General features: G+C 73.4%; 18 protein-coding genes and 1 pseudogene. 15 read left to right on the top strand and 4 right to left on the bottom strand.

The annotated features are described in order from the left end of the window. Positions 1-5: 5 nt before the first annotated feature. A complete protein-coding gene (locus tag ACZ5WG_RS35595; protein ID WP_468728660.1) occupies positions 6-1,046 on the bottom strand; it encodes a protein phosphatase 2C domain-containing protein in 1,041 nt (346 codons plus the stop codon). 1,991 nt (positions 1,047-3,037) lie between these two features. Continuing rightward, positions 3,038-6,820: a S8 family peptidase gene (locus tag ACZ5WG_RS35590; RefSeq protein ID WP_468728658.1), complete on the bottom strand. Its 3,783-nt coding sequence runs from the start codon at positions 6,818-6,820 to the stop codon at positions 3,038-3,040. A gap of 199 nt (positions 6,821-7,019) precedes the next feature. On the opposite strand from ACZ5WG_RS35590, the gene ACZ5WG_RS35585 reads away from it, so the two are divergent. The 4 genes from ACZ5WG_RS35585 to ACZ5WG_RS35570 all read left to right on the top strand — a co-directional run bounded on the left by ACZ5WG_RS35585 (position 7,020) and on the right by ACZ5WG_RS35570 (position 10,339). After that, positions 7,020-7,994 (top strand): helix-turn-helix domain-containing protein, encoded by a 975-nt coding sequence (locus tag ACZ5WG_RS35585; protein WP_365951408.1) that lies wholly within the window; start codon positions 7,020-7,022, stop codon positions 7,992-7,994. Between the two features lie 56 nt (positions 7,995-8,050). After that, the gene (locus ACZ5WG_RS35580; RefSeq protein ID WP_468728657.1) at positions 8,051-8,533 is read left to right on the top strand and encodes a DUF456 domain-containing protein; all 483 of its coding nucleotides are present in this window, start codon (positions 8,051-8,053) and stop codon (positions 8,531-8,533) included. Between the two features lie 138 nt (positions 8,534-8,671). Further along, the gene (locus ACZ5WG_RS35575) at positions 8,672-9,889 is read left to right on the top strand and encodes a beta-ketoacyl-[acyl-carrier-protein] synthase family protein (protein ID WP_468728656.1); all 1,218 of its coding nucleotides are present in this window, start codon (positions 8,672-8,674) and stop codon (positions 9,887-9,889) included. A 72-nt stretch (positions 9,890-9,961) separates the two neighbouring features. Continuing rightward, positions 9,962-10,339 (top strand): PPOX class F420-dependent oxidoreductase, encoded by a 378-nt coding sequence (locus tag ACZ5WG_RS35570; RefSeq protein ID WP_468728655.1) that lies wholly within the window; start codon positions 9,962-9,964, stop codon positions 10,337-10,339. 58 nt (positions 10,340-10,397) lie between these two features. Here the strand turns inward: ACZ5WG_RS35570 and rsgA are convergent, their stop codons facing one another. Together rsgA and ACZ5WG_RS35560 are read right to left on the bottom strand one after the other, a co-directional pair. Next, the gene (gene rsgA / locus ACZ5WG_RS35565; RefSeq protein WP_468728654.1) at positions 10,398-11,522 is read right to left on the bottom strand and encodes a ribosome small subunit-dependent GTPase A; all 1,125 of its coding nucleotides are present in this window, start codon (positions 11,520-11,522) and stop codon (positions 10,398-10,400) included. A 302-nt stretch (positions 11,523-11,824) separates the two neighbouring features. Continuing rightward, positions 11,825-12,946 (bottom strand): YihY/virulence factor BrkB family protein, encoded by a 1,122-nt coding sequence (locus tag ACZ5WG_RS35560; protein ID WP_266634378.1) that lies wholly within the window; start codon positions 12,944-12,946, stop codon positions 11,825-11,827. A gap of 17 nt (positions 12,947-12,963) precedes the next feature. Here ACZ5WG_RS35560 and ACZ5WG_RS35555 point away from each other — a divergent pair, with 17 nt between their 5' ends. The 11 genes and pseudogenes from ACZ5WG_RS35555 to ACZ5WG_RS35505 form a co-directional block, all read left to right on the top strand. Further along, positions 12,964-14,607 (top strand): acyl-CoA dehydrogenase family protein, encoded by a 1,644-nt coding sequence (locus ACZ5WG_RS35555; protein WP_468728653.1) that lies wholly within the window; start codon positions 12,964-12,966, stop codon positions 14,605-14,607. Between the two features lie 345 nt (positions 14,608-14,952). Continuing rightward, positions 14,953-16,218 carry a GAF domain-containing protein gene (locus ACZ5WG_RS35550; protein ID WP_468728793.1) on the top strand — a complete coding sequence of 422 codons (1,266 nt, stop codon included), beginning with the start codon at positions 14,953-14,955 and terminating at the stop codon, positions 16,216-16,218. A 5-nt stretch (positions 16,219-16,223) separates the two neighbouring features. Beyond that, on the top strand, positions 16,224-16,787 hold the full coding sequence (locus tag ACZ5WG_RS35545) for a GNAT family N-acetyltransferase (protein ID WP_468728652.1): 564 nt from the start codon (positions 16,224-16,226) through the stop codon (positions 16,785-16,787). Between the two features lie 180 nt (positions 16,788-16,967). Continuing rightward, entirely contained in the window at positions 16,968-17,051 is an 84-nt protein-coding gene (locus ACZ5WG_RS35540) for a putative leader peptide (RefSeq protein ID WP_309550570.1), read from the top strand. Positions 17,052-17,276: 225 nt separating this feature from the next. Next, positions 17,277-18,968, top strand: coding sequence for a nitrite/sulfite reductase (locus ACZ5WG_RS35535; protein ID WP_468728651.1), 1,692 nt, complete (start codon positions 17,277-17,279; stop codon positions 18,966-18,968). Continuing rightward, the gene (locus ACZ5WG_RS35530) at positions 18,965-19,144 is read left to right on the top strand and encodes a hypothetical protein (protein WP_007267254.1); all 180 of its coding nucleotides are present in this window, start codon (positions 18,965-18,967) and stop codon (positions 19,142-19,144) included. The genes ACZ5WG_RS35535 and ACZ5WG_RS35530 overlap by 4 nt, the downstream gene beginning before the upstream one ends. Next, positions 19,141-19,860: a phosphoadenylyl-sulfate reductase gene (locus ACZ5WG_RS35525; RefSeq protein WP_468728650.1), complete on the top strand. Its 720-nt coding sequence runs from the start codon at positions 19,141-19,143 to the stop codon at positions 19,858-19,860. Before ACZ5WG_RS35530 ends, ACZ5WG_RS35525 begins: the two co-directional genes overlap by 4 nt. A gap of 62 nt (positions 19,861-19,922) precedes the next feature. Then, positions 19,923-20,468, top strand: a complete 546-nt coding sequence (gene cysC / locus ACZ5WG_RS35520; protein WP_350993795.1) for an adenylyl-sulfate kinase — start codon at positions 19,923-19,925, stop codon at positions 20,466-20,468. Beyond that, positions 20,465-21,403 (top strand): sulfate adenylyltransferase subunit CysD, encoded by a 939-nt coding sequence (gene cysD, locus ACZ5WG_RS35515; protein WP_365951397.1) that lies wholly within the window; start codon positions 20,465-20,467, stop codon positions 21,401-21,403. The genes cysC and cysD overlap by 4 nt, the downstream gene beginning before the upstream one ends. A gap of 2 nt (positions 21,404-21,405) precedes the next feature. Beyond that, positions 21,406-22,746, top strand: coding sequence for a sulfate adenylyltransferase subunit 1 (locus ACZ5WG_RS35510; RefSeq protein ID WP_468728649.1), 1,341 nt, complete (start codon positions 21,406-21,408; stop codon positions 22,744-22,746). Between the two features lie 221 nt (positions 22,747-22,967). Next, positions 22,968-23,220: pseudogene (locus ACZ5WG_RS35505) on the top strand (sulfate ABC transporter substrate-binding protein); the annotation flags it as partial.

The raw sequence follows: 23,220 nt of genomic DNA, 5'->3' as shown, positions 1-23,220 counted from the left end.
CCGGGTTACGCCTCCCAGACCGCGGCGGCCGTCCGGTCGTCGGCGTAGCCCTTGAGGCGGAGCTGGGTGTCCGCGAGGAAGACCGCGAGGCCGGGGGGTTCCGGGTCGGCCCAGCGGGCCGCGAGTTCGGCCGAAAGGAGGCCATCCTCGCGCATGGGGTCCGCGAGCCCGCCGGAGCAGAGCAGCAGGGTGTCGCCGGGCCGGGCCACGGCGGCCCGGAACCGGAACCCGTCCCCGGCGGTCTCGGTCGGGTCCGGCTCCGGCTTCGGTTCCGGCTCCAGGTCCTCCCATGCCCCGGCCCGGAGCCGGAACAGGCCGCCGGCGCCCGCGCCGAAGCAGACCCGGGTCTTGCACTCGGGGTCGATGGGGAGCAGCAGCACGCGCAGGCCGGCGGTGTACGCGTCCTCCGGGAGCCCGAGCTCGGCGGCGTGCGCCCGGAGGCGGCCGTAGCCCCGGTCGGTGAGCCGCTGGAGCCCCGAGCGCAGGGCGTCGCGCCGGCCGGCGCGGATGTCGTCGGCCAGCCGCTCCCGGCTCCGGCCGACGGCCGATGCCATCCAGCGGCACAGCTCGACGGCGGCCTCGGCGGCCCCGGGGGCGGCCCGGTCGCCGCCTGCGAGGGCCACGAGGACGAGGGCGTCGTCGCCGGTGCCGAAGCGGGCGGTCAGCAGGAAGTCCCGCCGGGCCTCGCCGCGGAACCGGGCGGAGTCCCCGCGTACGGAGGTGGCACGCAGGGTGTACGTCCCGTGCCGGGCCCCCTCGAGGACGGTGTCGGGCACGAGCCCGTCGAGCGCCCCCGGATCGGTGAGGGGCAGCGCCCCGGGCTCGGCGGCATAGGTGGGCGCCCGGTCCCCCAGATACCCCACGACAGGCCGCTCCCCGTCCCGGCCCTCGGCTCCCGGCCGGGCCTCGGGCCGGGGCGCAGGCATGGGCCCGGCACCGGAACCGGCCCGGGGCCCGTCGTCGGGCACGGCACCGGCGTTGGCACCGGCATCGGCATCGGCATCGGACCAGGACTCGCCGACGGGCCCGGCGCCGGCGGCGCCCACCCCCGCGGCCTCCCCGGCCCCGGGCCATGCCCGTCCCGTGGATCCGTCCTCGGGCCCGGCACCGGAACCGGAACCGGAACCGGCCGGAGGCTCCGAACCGGACCGCGGGTCGGCCCACGGTCGGGCTCCGGGACCGGTCGACGGGGCGGTACCGGTACCGGCATCGGACCAGGAACCCGGTCCGGCTCCAGGGCCGGCCGGAGCCTGCGAACCGGACCACGGTCCGGTGTCGGCACGGGGACCGGCCCACGGTTGGGCCCCGGGACCGGCCGACGGGGCGGTACCGGTACCGGTACCGGCATCGGACCAGGAACCCGGTCCAGCTCCAGGGCCGGCCGGAGCCTGCGAACCGGACCACGGTCCGGTGTCGGCACGGGGACCGGCCCACGGTTGGGCCCCGGGACCGGCCGGCGGCTCGGCGGCGGGCCGGGTTCCCGGCCCGGACCCGGTGTCAGGTGCGGACCCGCGTTGCGCGGCGGCGGCATCAGGCCCCGCACCGGCCTCCAGGTCCGGCCAGGAGCCCGGCTCGGCACCGGACCGAGCCCGGGGCAGCAGGCCGGGGCCGGGCTCGCCCCGGCCGGGGTCGGCCCGGCCGAGGTCGCCCCGGCCGAGGTCGGCCGAGCCGGGGGCGGCCCAGGCCTCGGGCGGGCGCCCTGTGCCGTCCCCGGCCAGCGGCCAGGTACCGGTGGCCGCACCCGTCCCGGGCTCGGCCCCCGTTCCGGAGCCGGTGTCGGGCCACGTGCCGGCCCCGGGCGAGGAAGCCCCTTCCGTGTCGGCCCACGGCCCCGCCCCGGATCCAGTTCCGGCTCCGGCTCCGGCTCCGGCTCCGGCTCCGGCTCCGGCTCCGGCTCCGGGCCAGGTTCCCGTACCGGCGTCGGGTCCCGGGCCGGACTCCGGTCCGGGGGCGGGCCAGGAGCCCGCGTCCTGCGCGGGGGCGCGCTCGGGCCGCCCGGGGGCGGTCTCGGGGCCCGGGGCCTGTCCGTGTGGAGGCCAGGTGCCGGAGGTCCGCTCGGGGGTGGGGGACGGGGGCTCGGGCGGGGTGTCACGCGGGACGCCCCAGCGCCAGACCGGCAGTTCGGGCGGCTCCTCCGGGAGCGCCGGCGGCACGGTCACACTGCCGAGGCCGTATCCGGTCGTGCCGGGCTCCCGGGGGTCCCGGGGCGGCGGCTCGGGGGCAGCCTCCCGCCGCGGCCCCGGCAGCACGGACCCCGCCGACGGCCCGGTCGGCGCAGCCTCGGGCGGCACGGCGCGCGGGGGTGTTACGGGCGATGCAGTCCGCGACGGCACAGCGCTCGGCGGCGAACCGGGAGCCGCATTCTCCGGCGGCAGCCCCGACGGCGCCAGGTGCGGAGGCGCCCCGGGCGGCACGGACCCCGCCGACACCCCGGAAGGCACGGCCCCCGCCGACGCCCCCGGCAGCACGGACTCCGCCGGGGGTGGCGGCCCCGACGGCGCCAGGTGCGGAGGCGCCCCCGGCGGCACGGACCCCGCCGACGCCCCGGGCGGCACGTACCCCGACGGCGCCAGGTGCGGAGGCGCCCCCGGCGGCACGGACCCCGCCGACGCCCCGGGCGGCACGTACCCCGACGGCGCCAGGTGCGGAGGCGACCCGGGAGGCACGGCCCCCGGCGGCACGTACCCCGTCGGCGCCCCGGGCGGCACAGCCCCCGGCGGCGCAGCACCCCGCGGCGGACCCGGCGGCTCGGGCGACGGGGGCGGCCCCGGGGGCGCGGGGCGTGGGGCCGGTAGCGCCGGGTCCGGTGGGGACGTCACTGCCGACGCCGAGTGGAAACGGCTCTCCAGTGTGTCCCCCGGGTCCGGGACCGGTCCCGTGTCCGGGTCCTCGTACAGCTTCTGCCACCAGTCGTCCGCGCCCTGCTGACTCATGGGCTCATTCTCGGCCCCCCAGAGCGGCAGAAAACGCCGAATACGCGAAAAGGGGTCCACCGGGCCGCCGCCCGGTGGACCCCTTTTCGTATCTCTCGTACGACCTACCGGATGTCGTACGCCCGCGCGACCGTCTGGGTGACGGCGGCGCCGTTCGTGTCGGTGAGCTCCACCTTCAGCGTCACCTGACGGCCGGCCCCGGCCCCGGCGTGGTTCACGACCGCCGACCACCGGCCGCCCCGCTCGGCCACCTGTGCCCGTGTCCAGTGCTCACCGTCGTACGAGTACGACAGCTTCACCGACTTCAGCGCGCCCGGCACATAGCCCGCGTGCCCTGTCACAGCCAGCCCGATCGTCTGCCCGTCGGCCGCCGGCAGCGTCTTCATGCCGTCCGCCGGGATCGAGACCGACGGGAACAGGATCGGGATGGCCTGCGAGTACTGGGCCGGGTCCTGCTTCGAGACGAAGGTCCACGTCGTCGCCACCGCCTGCGAGCGCTGCCACGTGCGGGCCGGCTGGCCGAACTTCTCGATCTGCTGCGTCAGTTCGTACGTGGCCTCCTCCGCCGGGACCTCGAAGACCCCCGACGGGTACCAGCTGTCGCCAATCTGCTCGCCGTTCCGCTTGAGGACGAGCCCGCCGACGTCTCCGAAGGAGCCCTGCTGTGCGAAGTGCCCGGTGTCCCCCCACATCGCGGAGGCGAAGCCGATCAGGTTCCCCTGCCGTTCGGCGGCCAGCTGCGGCCGGCCCGCGAGGTCGCGGCCGGCGACCGGGCCGACGACCCCGTCGTACCAGCTCTCGCTGCGCTTGCCGCCCTTGGCGTACGTGCGCTGCCGGTCGGTCATGAACTCGCCCCACGGGAAGCTGCTGGAGACCAAGTGGTCCCAGGCGGTGTCCCCGGCGGAGTAGAACTCGGTGCGCTTGCCCGGGACGGCCACGGTGTCCAGGCCGCCGAAGTACACGGCGTTGCCGAGCGGCCGGTAGGCGCCGGTCAGGTCGACGAAGTCGGCGGCCACGCCCATCGAGTGGTACGTCGACTCGGCGGCGCCGAGGTCGCGGTCGCGCACCCGGTAGGTGCGCTCGCCCTGTACCGGGCCCTTTTCGATCTGGGCCAGGTTGTAGACGTACGGGCTCTTCGCGCTGCCCTTCCAGTTCAGCGTGACCTTGCCGGCCGCGAGCTTGGCGAGCAGCGCCTTCGCCTCCGGCTGCTCGATGGTCAGGGCCGGCAGGGAGCCGCCGGCGTAGCCGGTGAAGCCGACCCAGCGGCCGGGGGCGTCGCGGTGGGCGACGACGGCCTTGGCCCCGGCCGCCTTCGCGTTGTTCGCGACCTCGTACAGCGAGCCGTCCGCTGCCTTGACCAGCACGATCGCGCCGTTGGCGCCGGCGGCGGCGAGCTCCTGCGGGGTACCGGAGCCCGCGTCGACGAGCGGCGCGCTGCCGGTTCCGTCGAGGTTGTCGCTGCCGGTGGAGGCGGTGATCGGGTGCAGCGCCGGGCCGCCTGCGGCCTTCAGTTCGGAGATCAGCGGGGCGGCCGCGCGCCAGTAGCTGCCGAACTCGAACTCGCCCTCGTGCGCCCGGCCTTCGACCGAGGCGTAGTAGCCGCGGATGGTGCGCCCGCCCATCGCCGTGCCGGCGTGCAGCCAGGACTCGTCCCAGTACCGGGAGAAGGCGAGGGTGGTGCTGCGGGCCTCGGCCGGCCGGTCGGTGGCGATCGAGAGCCGGGCCGCCTTCCGGGCGTCCAGCGCGATCACGGTGTCCTTCCTGACCTCCACCTGGGGGCGGCCCAGGTAGGTGAGGGAGTCGTACAGCGTGGCTCCGTCACCGGCGTCGAGGGTGCCGACGAAGGCGGAGAGGAAGTACGAGCCCGGGCGCACCCGGTAGACCTGGTCCACGGCGCCGTCGTTGAAGCGGCGCTCCCCGCTGGCGTCGTCGGTGCCGATGACGTCCAGGGAGGAGGGTCCGGCGGCGGGCTTGCCCGCGCGGTCGATCAGCTTGACGCGCAGGGTGACGGTCTCCGGCTCCACGTACAGCGAGAAGGGGGTGGAGACGTGCACGCCGTCCGCGGTGGCGACTACGCGGCCGGTGACGTCCCCGTACTGGGAGCGCTCCAGCCGGGCCGAGGGGTCGAGGACGAGCGGCACCTTGACGGTGGCGCCGGCCGGGACGGTCACGGTGCGCCGGTCGAGGCGGGCGACGGCGCTCTTGACGGCCGAGCCGTCGTTGCCGGTGACCTTCTCGACGGCGAGGCCGAGAGTGACGGGCCGGGCGCCCGTGTTGGTGTACGGGATCTCGACGGTCGTCCGGTCGCTGCGGTCCTGCGGCCAGTTGTACGTGCCGCCCTGGACGGCCGGGGCACCGGTCACGGTGCTGTCGACGGCGGCCTTGACGTCGAGGCGGCCGCCGCCGGTCTGGCGTACGTCCCCGAGGACGCCGGAGTTCGCGGAGCCGACGAGGGCGGCTTTGACCTGCTGGGCGGTCCAGTCGGGGTGGCGCTGCTTGACGATGGCCGCGGCGCCTGCGACGTGCGGGGTGGCCATGGAGGTACCGGACATGGACTGGTACGCGTACACCCCGCGCCCGCCCATGGCAGCGGCGGAGATCCCGACGCCCGGCGCGGCGATCTCGGGCTTGAGGGTGTGCTGGAGTCCGGCGGGGCCGCGGCTGGAGAAGGGGGCCGTGGTGTCGTCGCGGTCGACGGCGCCGACGGTCAGCACGCTGGGCGCGCAACCGGGCGAGGAGACGGTGTTGTTGCCGGGGCCGGAGTTGCCCGCGGCGATCACGAAGAGGGTGCCGCTGCTCTGCGCGAGGCGCTCGGCGGCGGCCGACATGGGGTCGTCGCAGGCGGTCTGGGAAGGGTCGCCGAGGCTCATCGAGACCACGTCGGCCTTGCTTTCGACGGCCCACTCCATGCCCGCGATGATCCACGAGTCGAGCCCGTAGCCCTCGTCGTTGAGGACCTTGCCGCTGAGCAGTTCGGTGCCCGGCGCGACGCCCTTCCTGGCGCCGCCGCTCTCGGCTCCGGAGCCGCCGACGGTGGAGATGGTGTGGGTGCCGTGGCCCTGGCGGTCCGCGTCGGTGTCGGAGTCGGTGAAGTTCTTCGACGCGGCGACGCGGCCCTTGAGGTCGGGGTGCCCGAGGTCGGTGCCGGTGTCGAGGACGGCGACCTTGGTGCCCTTGCCGTCGTAGCCGGCGGCCCAGGCGGCGGGGGCGCCCACCTGTTTGGTGGACCGCTCCAGGTTCGCGTGGACCTTGCCGTCGAGCCACAGCTTCTTCAGCCCGCCTGCGGCGGCCGAGCGGGAGGACCGGCCCGGCGCGATGTCGGCCCAGAAGGCGGCGGCCTGCTGCTTGTCGGCGGCGAGGGCGACGGCGCCGATGGAGCCGAGGACGAGGGAGCGTTCGGCGCCGCGCGGGGTGGGCGGTGCGCTGCGCGCCAGGTTGACGGAGCCGTCGTAGACCGCGATGAGCGGGAGCTTCTTGGCGTGCGCGTCGTCGTAGCCCTGCCGGATCAGGCCGGTGACGTTGAACAGCTCCTGGTCGACCGTGCCGGCGGCGAGGGCCCTGACCGCGATCTCGGGGTAGACGTACAGGTCCTTGCCGCTCTGGCGGGTCTGTACGAGCGGCTGCGAGCCGTCCTCGCGCGGCATCGCGGTGGCGGCGGTGCGGCCGGCCGGGTCGGTGGACACCAGGATCCGGTCGCCGGTGACCAGGGTCACGGTGACGGGGGCCGTGGGCTGCTTTCCGGCCGCCTCGCTCCCGGCGACCGGTCTCTTCCCCGCTCCTCCAGGCGCTCCGTCGATCGGCTGTGCCGCCGACGGGCCGACGGCGGTGACGGCCAGGACGGCCGCACCGGCCGCCGCTCCCAGTGCCGTGCGCGATATCGGGCGCATCGCTCTCCCCAGGTGAATTCCGGCCAACTGCTGCATCGCATGACAAAACTGCCCGCAAGTGGCTTCTGACCGGCGGATGTTGGTGCTGCGGTGGCGTCACCTTGGCAGAGAGCCGGGAGGTGCGGCGATGATGTCCGCGGCGGGTTTGCGCCGTGGCCGCTTCCCGCCAGGAACGGCGTCGAGAGGGTGGGTGGACCGGTTGCTGAGTGCGATAGGCCTGGACGAGGGCCAGGAGTCGGCGTACCGCGCGCTGGTGGCGCTGGGGGCTGCGGAGATACCGGACCTGGCGCACCGGCTGGCACTGCCGGTGCCGCAGACCGAGCGGGCGCTGCGGCACCTGGAGCGGCACGGGCTGGCGGCGCAGTCCTCGGCCCGGCCGGGGCGCTGGGTGGCGGCCCCGCCGGGGGTGGCGCTGGGGGCGCTGCTGACGCAGCAGCGGCACGAGCTGGAGCAGGCGGAGCTGGCGGCGGCGCTGCTGGCGCAGGAGTACCGGGCGGAGGCGTCCGAGCCGTCGGTGCACGACCTGGTGGAGGTGGTGACGGGGGCCAGCGCGGTGGCGCACCGCTTCCACCAGCTCCAGGTGGGCGCGGTGGAGGAGGTGTGCGCCCTGGTCAGCAGCCGGCCCCAGGTGGTGACGGGGATGGACAACGAGGCGGAGGAGCAGGCCGCCGCACGGGGCGTCGAGTACCGGGTGGTCATCGAGCGGGACGTGCTGACCCTGCCGACCGGCATCCGGGAGGCGTCGACGGCGCTCGCGCGGGGCGAGGGGGTCCGGGTGACAGGGCAGGTCCCGACCAGGCTGGTGATCGCGGACAGGTCGCTCGCGCTCGTGCCGCTGACGGGGCCCGGGGCGGAGCCGGCGGCGCTGGTGGTGCACGCGTCGGGGCTGCTGGAGTCCCTGACGGGGCTGTTCGAGGCGGTGTGGCGGGAGGCGCTGCCGCTGCGGCTGGGGGCTGACGGGGCGGAGGTGTCCGAGGGCATCCCCGACACCACGGACCTGGAGATCCTGACGCTGCTGCTGGCCGGCATGACGGACGCGAGCGTGGCGAAGCACCTGGAGCTGGGGCTGCGGACGGTGCAGCGGCGGGTCAAGGGCCTGATGGAGCTGTCCGGGGTCACGACCCGGCTCCAGCTGGGCTGGCATGCGTACGAACGGGGCTGGGTGGCCCGATAGCTGAGTGGCCCGCTAGCTGGGTGGCCCGATAGCCCCTGGTCGGTCAGGCTGAGCGCATGGATCTGCCTCAGCTGCTCCTGGTGGGGCTGGTGCTGCTGCTCGGGGTGCTCGGGGTGCTGGTCCCGGGTGTTCCGGGGGCCTGGCTGGTCTGGGCGGGCGTGCTGTGGTGGGCGCTGCACGAGCGCTCGGCACTGGCGTGGTCCCTGCTGGTCTCGACGACGGCGCTGCTGCTGGTGGTCCAGGTGATCGAGTGGCAGCTGCCGCCGCGGCGGCTGCGCGGGGTGGGGGTCAGCCGCCGGATGGCGGTGTACGCGGGCGCGGGTGCGCTGCTCGGCTTCGTGGTGGTGCCGGTGCTGGGGGCGGTTCCGGGGTTCGTGGGGGGCATCTACCTGTGCGAGCGGCTGCGGCTGGGCACGCACGGCGAGGCCTGGGCCTCGGTGCGGGCGGTGATGCGGGCGGTGGGGACGAGCGTGCTGGTGGAGCTGCTCGCGTGCCTGATGGTGGTGGGCGCGTGGGTCGGGGCGGTACTGGTCGGCTGACGGACCGCCATGGCGTAACCCGACAATTCCCGGACGGCGAGTCCGTTGATCATCTTGCCTGTGTCGCCGGTCCCTGCTTGTCACAGTGGAAGGGACAGCAGTCCGACCAACTGTGAGAAGACCACAAGGGGATGAGTCATGAGCGCTGACCACTCAGGCGTGTCCGTCACCGGGCTCGGGGCCACCACCCCGCTCGGCGGGGACGTGGAGACGACGTGGCGGGCGATGCTGCGCGGCGAGAACGGCATCGGGCCCATCGAGGAGGAGTGGGCCGCCGCGCTGCCCGTACGGATCGCGGGGCGGGTGCGGCAGGAGCCGGGTGAGGTACTGGACCGGGTGCAGGCGCGGCGGATGGACCGGTGCGAGCAGCTGGCGCTGGTCGCCGCGCGGGAGGCGTGGGCCGGAGCCGGGCGGCCGGAGGTGGAGCCGGAGCGGCTCGCCGTGGTCATCGGGACCGGGACGGGCGGGGCGCTGACCCTGCTCGGGCAGGACGACGTACTGGAGTCCGCGGGCGTGCGGAAGGTCTCGCCGCACACCGTGCCGATGCTGATGGCGAACGGTCCGGCGGCATGGGTGAGCATCGACCTCGGAGCGCGCGGCGGCGCGCACACCCCGGTCAGCGCCTGCGCCTCGGGCGCGGAGGCGATCGCGCTGGGCCTGGACCTGATCCGCCTCGGCCGGGCGGACGTCGTGGTCGCCGGCGGTACGGAGGCCTGCATCCATCCGCTGCCGCTGGCCGGATTCGCCCAGGCCAAGGCGCACTCCACGCGCAACGACGACCCGGCGGCCGCCTCCCGGCCGTTCGACACCGGCCGGGACGGGTTCGTCATCGGGGAGGGCGCGGGCGTGGTCGTCCTGGAGCGGGCCGCCTTCGCGGCGGCGCGCGGGGCCCGGGTCCACGCGACGCTGGCCGGGGCCGGGGTGACCTCCGACGCGCACCACATCACGGCAGCGCACGCGGAGGGCCAGGTACGGGCGATGCGGCTGGCGCTGGCCGCGGCCGGGCTCGCCCCCTCGGACATCGCGCACGTCCACGCACATGCCACGTCCACGCCGTCGGGGGACCTGGTGGAGGCGCGGTCGATCGCCGGGGCGGTGGGCGGGCACCCGGCGGTGACGGCGACCAAGTCGATGACGGGGCACCTGTTCGGTGCTGCCGGAGCGGTCGGCGCGATCGCGGCGGTCCTCGCGGTACGGGACGGGGTGATCCCGGCGACCCGCAACCTCGACACCCTCGACCCGGGCATCGGCCTGGACGTGGTCCGGGGCTCCGCGCGGCACGGGCGGGTGCCGGCCGCGCTGGCCAACGCGTTCGGCTTCGGCGGGCACAACGCCTCGCTGGTGTTCACGGCTTAAGGCCATGGGCCCAGGCACAGCTCGGCCGCAGGCCGGATGCGGTGGGACTTCGGCGCTGCGAGGCTGGTGCGCATGACGGAGTTCAAGGGTTTCAGCGAGGCGGAGCTGGCGTACCTCGGGTCGCAGCGTCTGGGGCGGCTGGCGACGGTGGACGCGGCCGGGCAGCCGCAGGCGAACCCGGTGGGGTTCTTCCCGCAGGAGGACGGGACGATCCTGGTCGGCGGCCTGGCGATGGGATCGACGAAGAAGTGGCGGAACCTCCAGGGCAACCCGCGGCTCGCGCTGGTGGTGGACGATCTGGTGAGCACCCGGCCGTGGCGGGTCCGCGGGATCGAGGTCCGCGGCCACGCCACGCTGGAGGTGGGCCCGCACACGCTGGGCCCGCACTTCAGCCCGGAGGTGATCCGGATCCACCCGGATCGGGTGCTCGCGTGGGGCCTGGAGGCCTGAGGCCCGATCCGGCGCCCGGCCCCTGCCGGAGCAGGGGCCGGGCCTGCGGCTGTCCGGGTCAGAAGCCGCCGTTGTGCTTGGCCGCGTAATTGGCTCGGCCGATCGCCGACTTGATCCGCCAGTCCCGGCGGATCTCGGAGCGGAGCCTGGCGTCCGTCTTGGCGACGATCCGCTGGTTCTCGCGGAGCAGCTTGCGGTAGCTCTCCAGGCGCCGCTCCGGCAGTGCGCCGGTCTCGACCGCCTCGAGCACCGCGCACCCCGGCTCGGCCTGGTGCGCGCAGTCGTGGAAGCGGCAGTCGGCCGCGTACTCCTCGATCTCGGAGAAGACCTGGCCGACCCCGGCCTCGGCGTCCCACAGGCCGACGCCCCGCAGTCCCGGCGTGTCGATGAGGACTCCCCCGCCGGGCAGGGCCAGCAGGTTGCGGGTGGTCGTCGTGTGCCGGCCCTTGCCGTCCACGTCGCGCGTGGCCTGCACGTCCATGACGTCGGAGCCGAGCAGCGCGTTCGCCAGCGTGGACTTGCCCGCACCGGAGATGCCGAGCAGCACGCTCGTACCGCCCGCGACGACGGCCGCCAGTACGTCCGTGCCCTCCCCGGTGTGGGAGGAGACGGTGAGGACGTCGACGCCCGGCGCCGTGGTCTCCACGTCCTGGACCAGGTGCGAGAGCGTCACCGGGTCCGGTACGAGGTCGGCCTTGGTCAGGACGACCAGCGGCTGTGCGCCGGACTCCCAGGCGAGGGCCAGGAAGCGCTCGATGCGTCCCAGGTCGAGCTCGACGGCCAGCGAGACCGCGATGATCGCGTGGTCGACGTTGGCGGCGAGGATCTGCCCCTCGGAGCGCTGTGAGGAGGTGGAGCGTACGAAGGCGGTCCGGCGCGGCAGGTACGTCTTCACGTACCGGGGGTTGCCGGCCGCCTCGACGACGGCCCAGTCACCGGTGCAGATGACGCGGAGCGGGTCGTGCGGGGTGACGAAGGCGGTGTCGGCGCGGACGATGCCGTCCGCGGTCATGACGTCGCACTGGCCGCGGTCCACCCGCACCACGCGGCCGGGCACCAGGCCCTGGTCGGTGTACGGGGCGAACTCGGCCTCCCACGCCTGGTCCCAGCCGAGGGAGGTGAGGGCCTGCGCGTACGAGGAAGACGGAAGCGAAGGAGAAGGAGAGGAAGAAGAGGAAGACAAGGGGGAACCCTTCACAGGGTGGCCCCGGCAGCGCGCGCTCGGCGGCGCGCGAAGAGGTGTGAGGTCAGCCGGAGACCACGGAAGTGACATTGATGGTCTTCTGGGTGCGATCCGCGCCCTGCGTGACGACAGTCCTCAATGAACTCACCTCCGGGTCATGCACGTGCTGGCAGTTCCGCGCCGATCGGCGGGAACACGCTCAACGTAGCAAGTGCGCTCGGCAGCCCGCCAATTCTTTTTCCGGTTCCTCCTCCGGTTCTTCTTCCGGTTCATTTCCGACAGCTTGTCCGACCCGTCGGTGGTCAGTGTTTGCGCAGGCGGGAGGAGTAGTCCTCCGGCGGCAGGAAGTTCGACCAGCGCTCCGGGAACTCGGACGGCATCCCGGCGTCGCCCTCATCGTCGTCCTCCGACTCGCCCTCGGCCAGCGCCCGCCAGGCGGCGGCCCGCGCGACCAGCTGCGCGGCCTCCGCCTCCCGGGCCCGCTCGTTCGCCTCGCGGGCCGCGGCGGTGGCCACGGACGGCCAGACGCGGTCGATGGCGGCGTTCACCGCCGCGCCGACCAGGACGGCGAAGGCCGACACGCCGATCCACAGCAGGACGGCGACCGGTGCGGCCAGCGATCCGTAGATGGTCGGGCCCTCGACGGTGTTGGTCAGGTAGATCCGCAGCAGGAACGAGCCCAGCACCCACATGGCGAGCGCCACCAGTGCGCCCGGCACGTCCTCGATCCACGGGGAGCGCACGGGTACGGACACGTGGTACAGCGTGGTCAGGAAGGCGATGGACAGCAGGGTGACCGTCGGCCAGTACAGCACCGCGATCACTTCCGTGCTCCAGGGCACCCAGCGGACGACGGCGTCCGGCCCGGCCACCATCAGCGGCAGCACGATCGCGCCGATCACCAGGGCGATCACGTAGAGCAGGAAGGCCAGCAGCCGGGTCTTGACGATGCCGCGCTGGCCGTCGAGCCCGTACATCACGGTGATGGTGTCGATGAAGACGTTGACGGCCCGCGAGCCCGACCAGAGCGCGAAGGCGAAGCCGAGGGAGATCAGGTCCGGGCGGCCCGCCTTGGTGACGTCGTCGAGCATCGGTTTCGCGATGTCGCTGACGCCCCGGTCGGAGAGCACGGTGCCGACCGCGTTCAGGATGTTCTCCTCGATGGAGGCCACGAAGGTGCCGCCCGTCCAGCCGTCCACGTACCCGAGCAGGCCCAGCAGGCCCAGGAACAGCGGCGGCAGCGAGAGCAGCGTGAAGAACGCCGCTTCGGCCGCCAGGCCGAGGATCCGGTACTCGATGCACGAATTGACGGTGTCTTTCAGGAGCAGCCACGCCATCTTGCGCTTGGAGACGTTGCGGTAGAGGGCGCGGGCCCGATGGAGCCGCCCGGGGACCCGCTCGGGTGTTTCTTTTGCTGGCTGCACGTCCTTACGGTATCCGCATGGCAGCCACCACCCACACCGTCACCAACCAGCCCCCTCCCCTGGTGGGCTACGACGTCTACGGCACCGACCGGGCCCTTCGCGAGGGCGTGGAGCGGCACCTGTCGGCCTCGGCGCCCGAACTCCTCGGCGAGGTGCGGGAGGAGCTCTCGGAACTCGGGCGGGCCGCGGGCTCGGCGCAGGCCCAGCGGTGGGGTGCGCTGGCGAACGAGAACCCCCCGAAACTGCGTACGCACGACCGGTACGGCCACCGGATCGACGAGGTGGAGTTCCACCCGGCCTGGCACCGGCTGCTCGGGCACGCGGTGGGCGCCGGGCTGACCGATGCGTGGGGGCGGCCGGCCGGGCACCTGCGCCGCGCGGCCGGGTTCTTCGTGTGGTCGCAGGCCGAGGCGGGCCACGGCTGTCCGGTCTCGATGACCCATGCGGCCGTACCGGCGCTGCGGACGGACCCGGAGCTGGCCGCCGAGTGGGAGCCGCGGCTGACCTCGCACGTGTACGAGGAAGGGCTGCGGCCGGCCGCGCAGAAGGGCGGCGTGCTGTTCGGCATGGGCATGACGGAGAAGCAGGGCGGCAGCGACGTACGGGCGAACACGACGGCGGCGAAGCCGCTGGACGCGGCGGGCGAGTACCTGCTGACGGGGCACAAGTGGTTCTGCTCGGCGCCGATGTCGGACGGTTTCCTGGTGCTGGCGCAGGCGCCCGGGGGGCTGACCTGCTTCCTGGTGCCGCGGGTGCTGCCGGACGGCACGCGCAACGCCTTCGCGGTCCAGCGGCTGAAGGACAAGCTCGGCAACAGGTCGAACGCGTCGGGCGAGGTGGAGTTCGACGGGACGTGGGCGCGGCGGGTCGGCGAGGAGGGGCGGGGGGTGCGGACCATCATCGGGATGGTCGCGGCGACCCGGCTGGACTGCGTGCTGGGCTCGGCCGCGCAGATGCGGCAGGCGCTGACGCAGGCCGTGCACCATACGGAGCACCGCTCTGCTTTCGGAGCACGGCTCATCGAGCAGCCTCTGATGCGCAACGTGCTGGCCGACCTCGCTCTGGAATCAGAGGCGGCCACCACCCTCGGGCTGCGCCTCGCGGCCGCCTACGACACCGGGACGGAGCAGGAGCGGGCCTTCCTGCGCATCGCGGTGCCCGCCGCGAAGTACTGGGTGACCAAGCGCTGCACGCCGATGGTGGCGGAGGCACTGGAGTGTCTGGGCGGCAACGGCTACGTCGAGGAGTCCGGGCTGCCGCGGCTGCTGCGCGAGTCCCCGCTGAACTCGATCTGGGAGGGCTCGGGCAACGTACAGGCCCTGGACGTGCTGCGGGCCCTACAGCGGGAGCCCCAGGCGCTGAACGCGTACCTCCAGGAGGTGGGGCGGGCGCGCGGGGCCGACCACCGGCTGGATTCGGCCATCAAGGGGCTGCTGACGGAGCTCGCGGACCTGGAGGGCATCGAGGCGCGGGCGCGCCGGGTGGTGGAGCGCATCGCCCTGGTGCTCCAGGGATCGCTGCTGGTGCGCTGGGCGCCGCCGGAGGTGGCGGACGCGTTCTGCGCCTCGCGCCTGGGCGGCGACGGGGGTGCGGCCTTCGGCACGCTGCCGCACAGCCTGGGGCTGGGTGCGCTGGTCGAACGGGCGCGGATCGCGGGCTAGGTTCCGGGCCCTGTCCCCAAACAGGTCCGAGCCGGGATCCGGACCCGTTGACCGGGAGCAGGGGTGGCGCCGCGCCGACTCGGCACCACCCCTGATCCGAAAGCCCCGAGGAGGAGCTGTCACGCCGCGAGGCGACGTCCGGACAGTTTCGGTCGGGTGACCGGGAGTTGGCGAGAGTTGCATACCGTTGCAACCCTCTGAGTCGGAACCGTCCGCCGTGCGTGCCCGGGGAAGCGGCACGCGCGGACCGCCCGGGCGGATTCCCTCGTACGTCCTGTTCCACACGGGGAGGTTCCGGTGGCCCACACCGCAGGCAGCACGGTCGATGCGGCACGCATCTCGGCCATGGACGCGCGGGAGGCCGCGCGTCTGCTCAAGGGGGTACGGGCGGCCGCGCTGGCCGGGGACCGGCCGCCGGCCGAGCCCCGCCCCGAGATCGCCGAGTCCTGGCGCCGGATGCTGGCCTGCGGGGTGCACCCGGACCGGGACGCGCGCTCGCGGATGCTGTCGACGGCCGAGACCGAGGAGCGGCGGCAGGTCTCGCCGCTGCGGGAGATCCTGCCGGTGCTGCGCGAGGGGCTGCTGCCGACGCTGGACACGGCGCTGCACATCATGGTCGTCGCCGACGCGGAGGGCCGGCTGCTGTGGCGGGAGGGGGCCACGTCGATCCTGCGCAAGGCGGACCGCCTCGGGTTCTCGGTGGGCGCCGACTGGGACGAGGCGGTGGTGGGCACCAACGGGGTGGGCACCGCCCTGGTGGCCCGCCAGCCCGTCCAGGTGTTCTCGGCGGAGCACTTCGTCTCCAGCCACCACGACTGGACCTGTGCGGGGGCCCCGGTGCGGGACCCGCGGGACGGGCAGCTGCTGGGCGTGGTCGACGTCAGCGGGCCGCTGGCCACGATGCACCCGGCCACGCTGGCGTGGGTGAGCGCGGTGGCCCGGCTCGCGGAGCGGGAGCTGCGGATCCGCCACCTGGAGTCGCTGGAGCGGCTGCGGGCGGTCGCGGCGCCGCTGCTGGCCCGGCTGCCCGGGCAGGCCGTCGTGGTGGACCCGCAGGGCTGGACGGCGGCGGTGACGGGCCTGGCCCCGGCGGACCGGATCCCGCTGCCGAAGGGGTTCGGGCCGGGCCGGGTGTGGGTGCCGCAGCTCGGGGACTGCGTCGTGGAGCCGCTGCCGGGCGGCTGGCTGCTGCGCATCGCCGAGGAGCGGGGCACGGCGACGGCCGCGAGCCGGGTCGTCCTGGACCTGAGCCGTCCGCGCACGTGGTCGGCGACGGTGTACGGGGCCGCCGGGAGCTGGTCCCAGGAGCTGAGCCCGCGCCATGCGGAGCTGCTGTTCCTGCTGGCGGAGAGCCCGCGGGGGCGGTCGGCGGCGGAGCTGTCGGCGGAGCTGTTCGGGGACCCGACGCGGACGGTGACGGTCCGGGCGGAGCTGTCCCGGGTACGGCGGCACCTGGGCGGGGTCCTGACCCACCGCCCGTACCGCTTCGCGGACGACGTGGAGGTGGAGCTGATCCGCCCGCAGGACCCGGCGGCGCTGCTGCCGCACTCCACGGCACCGGCGGTGATCAAGGCCCGCCTGGGCCGTACGGGGCAGGCCGTGATTCCCTGACCTGCATGAGCACCATCACACTCACCACCTGGTCCCTGGAAATGGCCTCCCCGCAGGACCTGGTCCGGGCGGCCGTCCCAGGGCCTGAGATCCAGGTCCGGCGGGCGGAGGTCCCCTCGCCCGAGTTCAGCCGCTTCCTCTACGCCTCGGTGGGCGGTGACATCCACTGGACGGACCGGCTCGCGCTGACCCGCGCCCAGTGGGTGGAGCAGCTGGGCCGTCCCGGCGTGGAGACCTGGGTGGCGTACGACCGCGGGACGCCGGCCGGGTACGTGGAGCTCGACCCGCAGGACGACGGCGTGGTGGAGATCATGTACTTCGGGCTGCTCCCGGACTTCCGCGGGCGCCGGATCGGGGGGCACCTGCTGACGCTGGGCGTCGAAGCGGCATGGTCACTGGCGGACCGCTGGCCGGAGCGCGAGGCGACGACGCGGGTGTGGCTCCACACGTGCAGCCAGGACGGCCCGACGGCGATGGACAACTACCTCCGCCGCGGCTTCAAGGTCTTCCGTACGGAGACGGAGGAGAAGGAGTCCGCCCCCACCCCGGGCCCCTGGCCGGGCGCCTGACCCCTCCCCGGCCACCCGCATCCTTCCGGGCCCGGCCCCCGCCGACGGGGGCCGGGCCCGGCGGCGTCGCAGGCCGGATCCCGGGTGACGGGCGTCACTCCGTCTCGCAATGCGGGACCACATCGTCCGGATAATGGACAGTAGTGGACTCCTCCAATCGGCACATGACACGCTTCCGCCATGAATGGAGCTGGAATTGCCTTGGTGAGTCGGCGGCACGTCGACCTCGGCCGCATGTCCAGCGCCATCTGTCCGGCGAGCTGACGGAACCAGCCACCGCCGCACATCGACGTCGTCCCCGCCGCTGCGGACGCGTCGATCCCCGAAGCACCTGCACGTCCCCTGAAGCCAGAAGACCGCCCTGACCTCCGGAAACACCGGCAACGGGTGGCGATCGGCCGCACCTGCTCAGCGGCAGGGCCGATGACAGGGGCTCGCCGCCGCTCCCCCTGACCCTGCATTGACGCCGCCGAAGAAGGATGTACCGCCATGGCCGCCACCCCCGAAACGCCCGCCGCCGCGCGCCGAAAGACCGGCCGTCACCGCGGTGAGGGTCAGTGGGCCGTTGGACACCACACCCCCCTCAACGGCAACGAGCAGTTCAAGAAGGACGACGACGGTCTCAACGTGCGGACACGCATTGAGACGATCTACTCCAAGACGGGCTTCGACTCGATCGACCCCAACGACCTGCGCGGCCGCATGCGCTGGTGGGGGCTGTACACCCAGCGCAAGCCCGGGATCGACGGCGGCAAGACCGCGATCCTGGAGCCGGAGGAGCTGGACGACAAGTACTTCATGCTGCGCGTCCGCATCGACGGCGGCCGGCTGACCACCGAGCAGCTCCGCGTCATCGGCGAGATCTCGCAGGAGTTCGCGCGCGGCACCGCCGACCTCACCGACCGCCAGAACGTGCAGTACCACTGGATCCGGATCGAGGACGTCCCGGAGATCTGGCGCCGCCTGGAGGCCGTCGGCCTCTCCACCACCGAGGCCTGCGGCGACACGCCCCGCGTCATCCTCGGCTCGCCCGTCGCCGGCATCGCCCAGGACGAGATCATCGACGGCACGCCCGCCATCGACGAGATCTACCGCCGCATCGTGGGCAACCCGGACTTCTCCAACCTGCCCCGCAAGTTCAAGTCCGCGGTCTCCGGCTCGCCGCTGCTCGACGTGGCGCACGAGATCAACGACATCGCCTTCGTCGGCGTGAACCACCCCGAGCACGGCCCCGGCTTCGACGTCTGGGTCGGCGGCGGCCTCTCGACCAACCCCAAGCTCGGCGTGCGCCTGGGCACCTGGGTCTCGCTCGACGAAGTCCCGGACGTCTACGAGGGCGTCATCTCGATCTTCCGCGACTACGGCTACCGCCGCCTGCGCACCCGCGCCCGGCTGAAGTTCCTCGTCGCCGACTGGGGCCCGGCCAAGTTCCGCCAGGTCCTGGAGGACGAGTACCTGAAGCGCAAGCTGACGGACGGCCCCGCGCCCGAGCAGCCGAGCGGCCAGTGGCGCGACCACGTCGGCGTCCACCGGCAGCAGGACGGCAAGTTCTACGTCGGCTTCGCGCCCCGCGTCGGCCGTGTGGACGGCGCCACCCTGACCAAGATCGCGGACGTCGCCGAGCAGCACGGCTCCGGCCGGCTGCGCACCACCGCCGAGCAGAAGATGATCGTCCTCGACGTCGAGGCGGACAAGGTCGACTCCGTCGTGGAGGCCCTGGAGGCACTGGACCTGCGGGTCAAGCCGTCCCCGTTCCGCCGCGGCACGATGGCCTGCACCGGCATCGAGTTCTGCAAGCTGGCCATCGTCGAGACGAAGGCGCGCGGCGCCTCGCTGATCGACGAGCTGGAGCGCCGCCTGCCGGAGTTCGCCGAGCCGCTCACCATCAACATCAACGGCTGCCCGAACGCCTGCGCCCGTATCCAGGTGGCGGACATCGGTCTCAAGGGCCAGCTGGTCCTGGACGACGACGGCAACCAGGTGGAGGGCTACCAGGTCCACCTGGGCGGCGCCCTCGGCCTGGAGGCCGGCTTCGGCCGCAAGGTCCGCGGTCTCAAGGTCACCTCGGCCGGTCTGCCCGACTACGTCGAGCGGGTCGTCACGCGCTTCCAGGAGCAGCGCGCGGACGGCGAGCGCTTCGCCGCCTGGGTGACCCGTGCGAAGGACGAGGACCTCTCGTGAGCGAGCGCGCGGCCCCGTTCTACTGCCCGTACTGCGGCGACGAGGACCTGTTTCCGAACGAGACGGGTCACGGCGCCTGGGAATGCAGGGCCTGCAACCGGGCCTTCCAGCTGAAGTACCTCGGGCTGCTGGCCCGGGGCGTTCAGTCCGACACCGCTGGAGGGGACGAGATATGACGACGAGTCAGGCAGTGGACCGGACGGCCGGGGCGCGCGATCTCAAGGCGCTGGCCGAGCAGGCGGGCCGCGACCTCGAGGACGCCTCCCCGCTGGAGGTCCTCGCGTGGGCGGCCGAGACCTTCGGCAAGAAGTTCGCCGTGACCTCCTCCATGGAGGACGCGGTCGTCGCCCACCTGGCCTCCCGTGCCTTCCCCGGCGTGGACGTGGTCTTCCTGGACACGGGCTACCACTTCGAGGAGACCATCGGCACCCGTGACGCGGTCGAGGCCGTGATGGACGTCAACGTCATCACCCTCACCCCGCGGCAGACGGTGGCCGAGCAGGACGCGCAGTACGGCCCGAAGCTGCACGACCGCGACCCCGACCTGTGCTGCGCACTGCGCAAGGTCAAGCCGCTGGAAGAGGGCTTGACCGCGTACGAGGCGTGGGCGACGGGCCTGCGTCGCGACGAGTCCCCGACCCGGGCGAACACCCCGGTGGTCGGCTGGGACGAGAAGCGGCAGAAGGTCAAGGTCTCCCCGATCGCCCGCTGGACCCAGGACGACGTGGACGCCTACGTCGCGGAGCACGGGGTCCTGACCAACCCGCTGCTGATGGACGGCTACGCCTCGGTCGGCTGCGCCCCCTGCACCCGCCGCGTGGCGGAGGGCGAGGACGCCCGGGCCGGCCGCTGGGCCGGGCGGGCCAAGACCGAGTGCGGACTGCACGGCTGATGAACGACCCCAGAGCAATCGAAGAGTTCGAAGAGTTCGAAGAACCGACGGAGACAGAGCAGATGAGCGTGAGCGACCAGGGCGCCACCGTGTGGCTGACCGGGCTGCCGAGCGCGGGCAAGACCACCATCGCCTACGCGCTGGCCGAGCGGCTGCGCGCCGAGGGCCACCGCGTGGAGGTCCTCGACGGCGACGAGATCCGCGAGTTCCTCTCCGCCGGCCTCGGCTTCACCCGGGAGGACCGCCACACGAACGTGCAGCGGATCGGCTTCGTCGCCGAGCTCCTCGCGAGCAACGGCGTCAAGGCACTCGTGCCGGTGATCGCGCCGTTCGCGGACAGCCGCGAGGCCGTCCGCAAGCGGCACGCCGCCGAGGGCACCTCGTACCTGGAGGTCCACGTGGCCACCCCGGTCGAGGTCTGCTCCGAGCGTGACGTGAAGGGCCTGTACGCCAAGCAGGCGGCGGGCGAGATCTCCGGTCTGACCGGCGTCGACGACCCGTACGAGGCGCCGGAGTCCCCGGACCTCCGCATCGAGTCGCACACGCAGACCGTGCAGGAGTCGGCTTCGGCCCTGCACGCGCTGCTCACCGAGAGGGGTCTGGCATGACCGCCACCGTCGCACACGTCCACGAAGGGACGGACGCGCCCTACGCGCTGTCGCACCTCGACGCCCTCGAGTCCGAGGCCGTGCACATCTTCCGCGAGGTGGCGGGTGAGTTCGAGAAGCCGGTGATCCTCTTCTCCGGTGGCAAGGACTCCATCGTGATGCTGCACTTGGCGCTGAAGGCGTTCGCGCCGGCGCCGGTGCCGTTCACGCTGCTGCACGTGGACACCGGGCACAACTTCCCCGAGGTCCTGGCCTACCGCGACCGGGCAGTGGCGCAGCACAACCTGCGCCTGCACGTGGCCTCGGTCCAGGAGTACATCGACGCGGGCAAGCTGCGTGAGCGCCCCGACGGGGTCCGCAACCCGCTGCAGACCGTTCCCCTCACGGAGGCGATCCAGCAGCTGAAGTTCGATGCGGTGTTCGGCGGCGGCCGTCGTGACGAGGAGAAGGCCCGCGCCAAGGAGCGGGTGTTCAGCCTCCGCGACGAGTTCTCGCAGTGGGACCCGCGGCGTCAGCGCCCCGAGCTGTGGCAGCTCTACAACGGCCGCCACGCCCCGGGCGAGCACGTGCGCGTCTTCCCGCTGTCCAACTGGACCGAGCTGGACGTGTGGCAGTACATCGCCCGCGAGGGCATCGAGCTGCCGGAGATCTACTTCGCGCACGAGCGCGAGGTCTTCCAGCGCAACGGCATGTGGCTGACGGCCGGCGAGTGGGGCGGCCCCAAGGAGGGCGAGACGCCCGAGACGCGGCTCATCCGCTACCGCACCGTCGGTGACATGTCCTGCACCGGTGCCGTCGACTCCGACGCCACCACGCTGGACGCCGTGATCACCGAGATCGCCGCCTCCCGGCTCACCGAGCGGGGTGCGACCCGCGCCGACGACAAGATGTCCGAGGCCGCGATGGAAGACCGCAAGCGCGAAGGGTACTTCTAGAAATGACCTCCACCACCGAGCAGTTCGCCGACCTGTCGGCGACCACGCTGCTGCGCTTCGCGACCGCCGGTTCCGTCGACGACGGCAAGTCCACGCTGGTCGGGCGGCTGCTGCACGACTCCAAGTCGGTCCTGACGGACCAGCTGGAGGCCGTCGAGGCCGTGTCCGCCCAGCGCGGCCAGGACGCCCCCGACCTGGCGCTGCTGACCGACGGCCTGCGGGCCGAGCGGGAGCAGGGCATCACCATCGACGTCGCGTACCGCTACTTCGCAACCGCGCGCCGCCGGTTCATCCTCGCCGACACTCCCGGGCACGTGCAGTACACCCGGAACATGGTCACCGGCGCCTCGACCGCCGACCTGGCCGTGGTCCTCGTCGATGCCCGCAACGGCGTGATCGAGCAGACCCGCCGGCACGCGGCCGTCGCCGCCCTGCTGCGGGTCCCGCACGTCGTGCTGGCCGTCAACAAGATGGACCTGGTGGGCTACGAGGAGGCGGTCTTCGCATCGATCGCCGAGGAGTTCACCGCGTACGCCTCGGACCTGGGCGTCCCGGAGATCACCGCGATCCCGATCTCGGCGCTCGCCGGGGACAACGTGGTCGAGCCCTCCGCCCACATGGACTGGTACGGCGGCCCGACCGTGCTGGAGCACCTGGAGACCGTCCCGGTCAGCCACGACCTCACGGCCTGCCCGGCGCGTTTCCCGGTGCAGTACGTGATCCGCCCGCAGACCGCGGAGCACCCGGACTACCGGGGCTACGCGGGCCAGATCGCCTCCGGTGTGCTGCGCGTCGGCGAGCCGGTCACGGTCTTGCCTTCGGGCCGTACCTCGGTCATCGCCGGGATCGACGCGCTCGGCGAGAGCGTGGACATCGCCTGGGCGCCGCAGTCGGTGACGGTGCGTCTGGCGGACGACATCGACATCTCGCGCGGCGATCTGATCGCGCCGTCCGCGAGCGCCCCCGCCACCACGCAGAACGTGGTCGCGACGGTCTGCCACGTCGCGGACCAGCCCCTGGCCGTCGGCGCGCGGGTGCTGCTCAAGCACACCACGCGCACGGTGAAGGCGATCGTCAAGGAGATCCCCTCGCGGCTGACCCTGGACGACCTGTCCCAGCACCCCGACCCCGGGCAGCTGGTGGCCAACGACATCGGCCGCGTCGTCGTCCGCACCGCCGAGCCGCTCGCGCTCGACGCGTACGCCGACTCGCGCCGTACCGGGTCCTTCCTGCTGATCGACCCGGCCGACGGGACCACCCTCGCGGCGGGCATGGCCGGCGAGTCCTTCGCCTCCCAGGCCCGCACCACCGTCCAGGCGGATGAAGAAGGGTGGGACTTCTAACCCATGCTCTCCGACATCTACTCGAGCTTCGCCAAGGAGGGCGGCCGCGTAGGCAGCGGCCGCCTCGGCAGCGGCCAGGGAGGAGTGGCGCGATGTGTGCGATGACCGAATTGCCGTCGGCATCCCGCAATTGCGCCCTCACCCCCCACGAGCCGTACCCGCCCCCGCTCCGCAAACGAAGACGCGCGTCATGAGACGACGTCACGAGAGGAAGCCCTCCCGTGCCTGCCACCGGTATCACCACCCGTAAGGCCGCTCGCCGCGGTATCGCCGCCGCTGCCGCCCTCCCGTTCCTGATCGGCGCGCTCGCCTCGTGCGGCTACGGCTCCGAGGCCGGGAAGGACGACGCGAAGACGTCCGCCGCCCCCGCCGCTGACGCCAAGAAGCTGTCCGCCTCCGAGGTCCGCATCGGGTACTTCCCGAACCTGACGCACGCCACCGCCCTGGTCGGTCTCCAGGAGGGCCTGATCCAGA

It is taken from the genome of Streptomyces sp. NPDC032745 (assembly GCF_055579465.1).
The sequence above is the reverse complement of the archived record's forward strand: the minus strand, read 5'-3'. Positions and strand labels throughout refer to the sequence as shown.

What these genes read in the sequence shown, in the direction of transcription:
- ACZ5WG_RS35590 (WP_468728658.1), bottom strand. Translation starts at nt 6,820, where the DNA reads ATGCGCCCGATATCGCGCACGGCACTGGGAGCGGCGGCCGGTGCGGCC.
- ACZ5WG_RS35580 (WP_468728657.1), top strand. Translation starts at nt 8,051, where the DNA reads ATGGATCTGCCTCAGCTGCTCCTGGTGGGGCTGGTGCTGCTGCTCGGG.
- ACZ5WG_RS35575 (WP_468728656.1), top strand. Translation starts at nt 8,672, where the DNA reads ATGAGCGCTGACCACTCAGGCGTGTCCGTCACCGGGCTCGGGGCCACC.
- ACZ5WG_RS35570 (WP_468728655.1), top strand. Translation starts at nt 9,962, where the DNA reads ATGACGGAGTTCAAGGGTTTCAGCGAGGCGGAGCTGGCGTACCTCGGG.
- ACZ5WG_RS35555 (WP_468728653.1), top strand. Translation starts at nt 12,964, where the DNA reads ATGGCAGCCACCACCCACACCGTCACCAACCAGCCCCCTCCCCTGGTG.
- ACZ5WG_RS35550 (WP_468728793.1), top strand. Translation starts at nt 14,953, where the DNA reads ATGGACGCGCGGGAGGCCGCGCGTCTGCTCAAGGGGGTACGGGCGGCC.
- ACZ5WG_RS35545 (WP_468728652.1), top strand. Translation starts at nt 16,224, where the DNA reads ATGAGCACCATCACACTCACCACCTGGTCCCTGGAAATGGCCTCCCCG.
- ACZ5WG_RS35540 (WP_309550570.1), top strand. Translation starts at nt 16,968, where the DNA reads ATGAATGGAGCTGGAATTGCCTTGGTGAGTCGGCGGCACGTCGACCTC.
- ACZ5WG_RS35535 (WP_468728651.1), top strand. Translation starts at nt 17,277, where the DNA reads ATGGCCGCCACCCCCGAAACGCCCGCCGCCGCGCGCCGAAAGACCGGC.
- ACZ5WG_RS35525 (WP_468728650.1), top strand. Translation starts at nt 19,141, where the DNA reads ATGACGACGAGTCAGGCAGTGGACCGGACGGCCGGGGCGCGCGATCTC.
- cysC (WP_350993795.1), top strand. Translation starts at nt 19,923, where the DNA reads ATGAGCGTGAGCGACCAGGGCGCCACCGTGTGGCTGACCGGGCTGCCG.
- cysD (WP_365951397.1), top strand. Translation starts at nt 20,465, where the DNA reads ATGACCGCCACCGTCGCACACGTCCACGAAGGGACGGACGCGCCCTAC.
- ACZ5WG_RS35510 (WP_468728649.1), top strand. Translation starts at nt 21,406, where the DNA reads ATGACCTCCACCACCGAGCAGTTCGCCGACCTGTCGGCGACCACGCTG.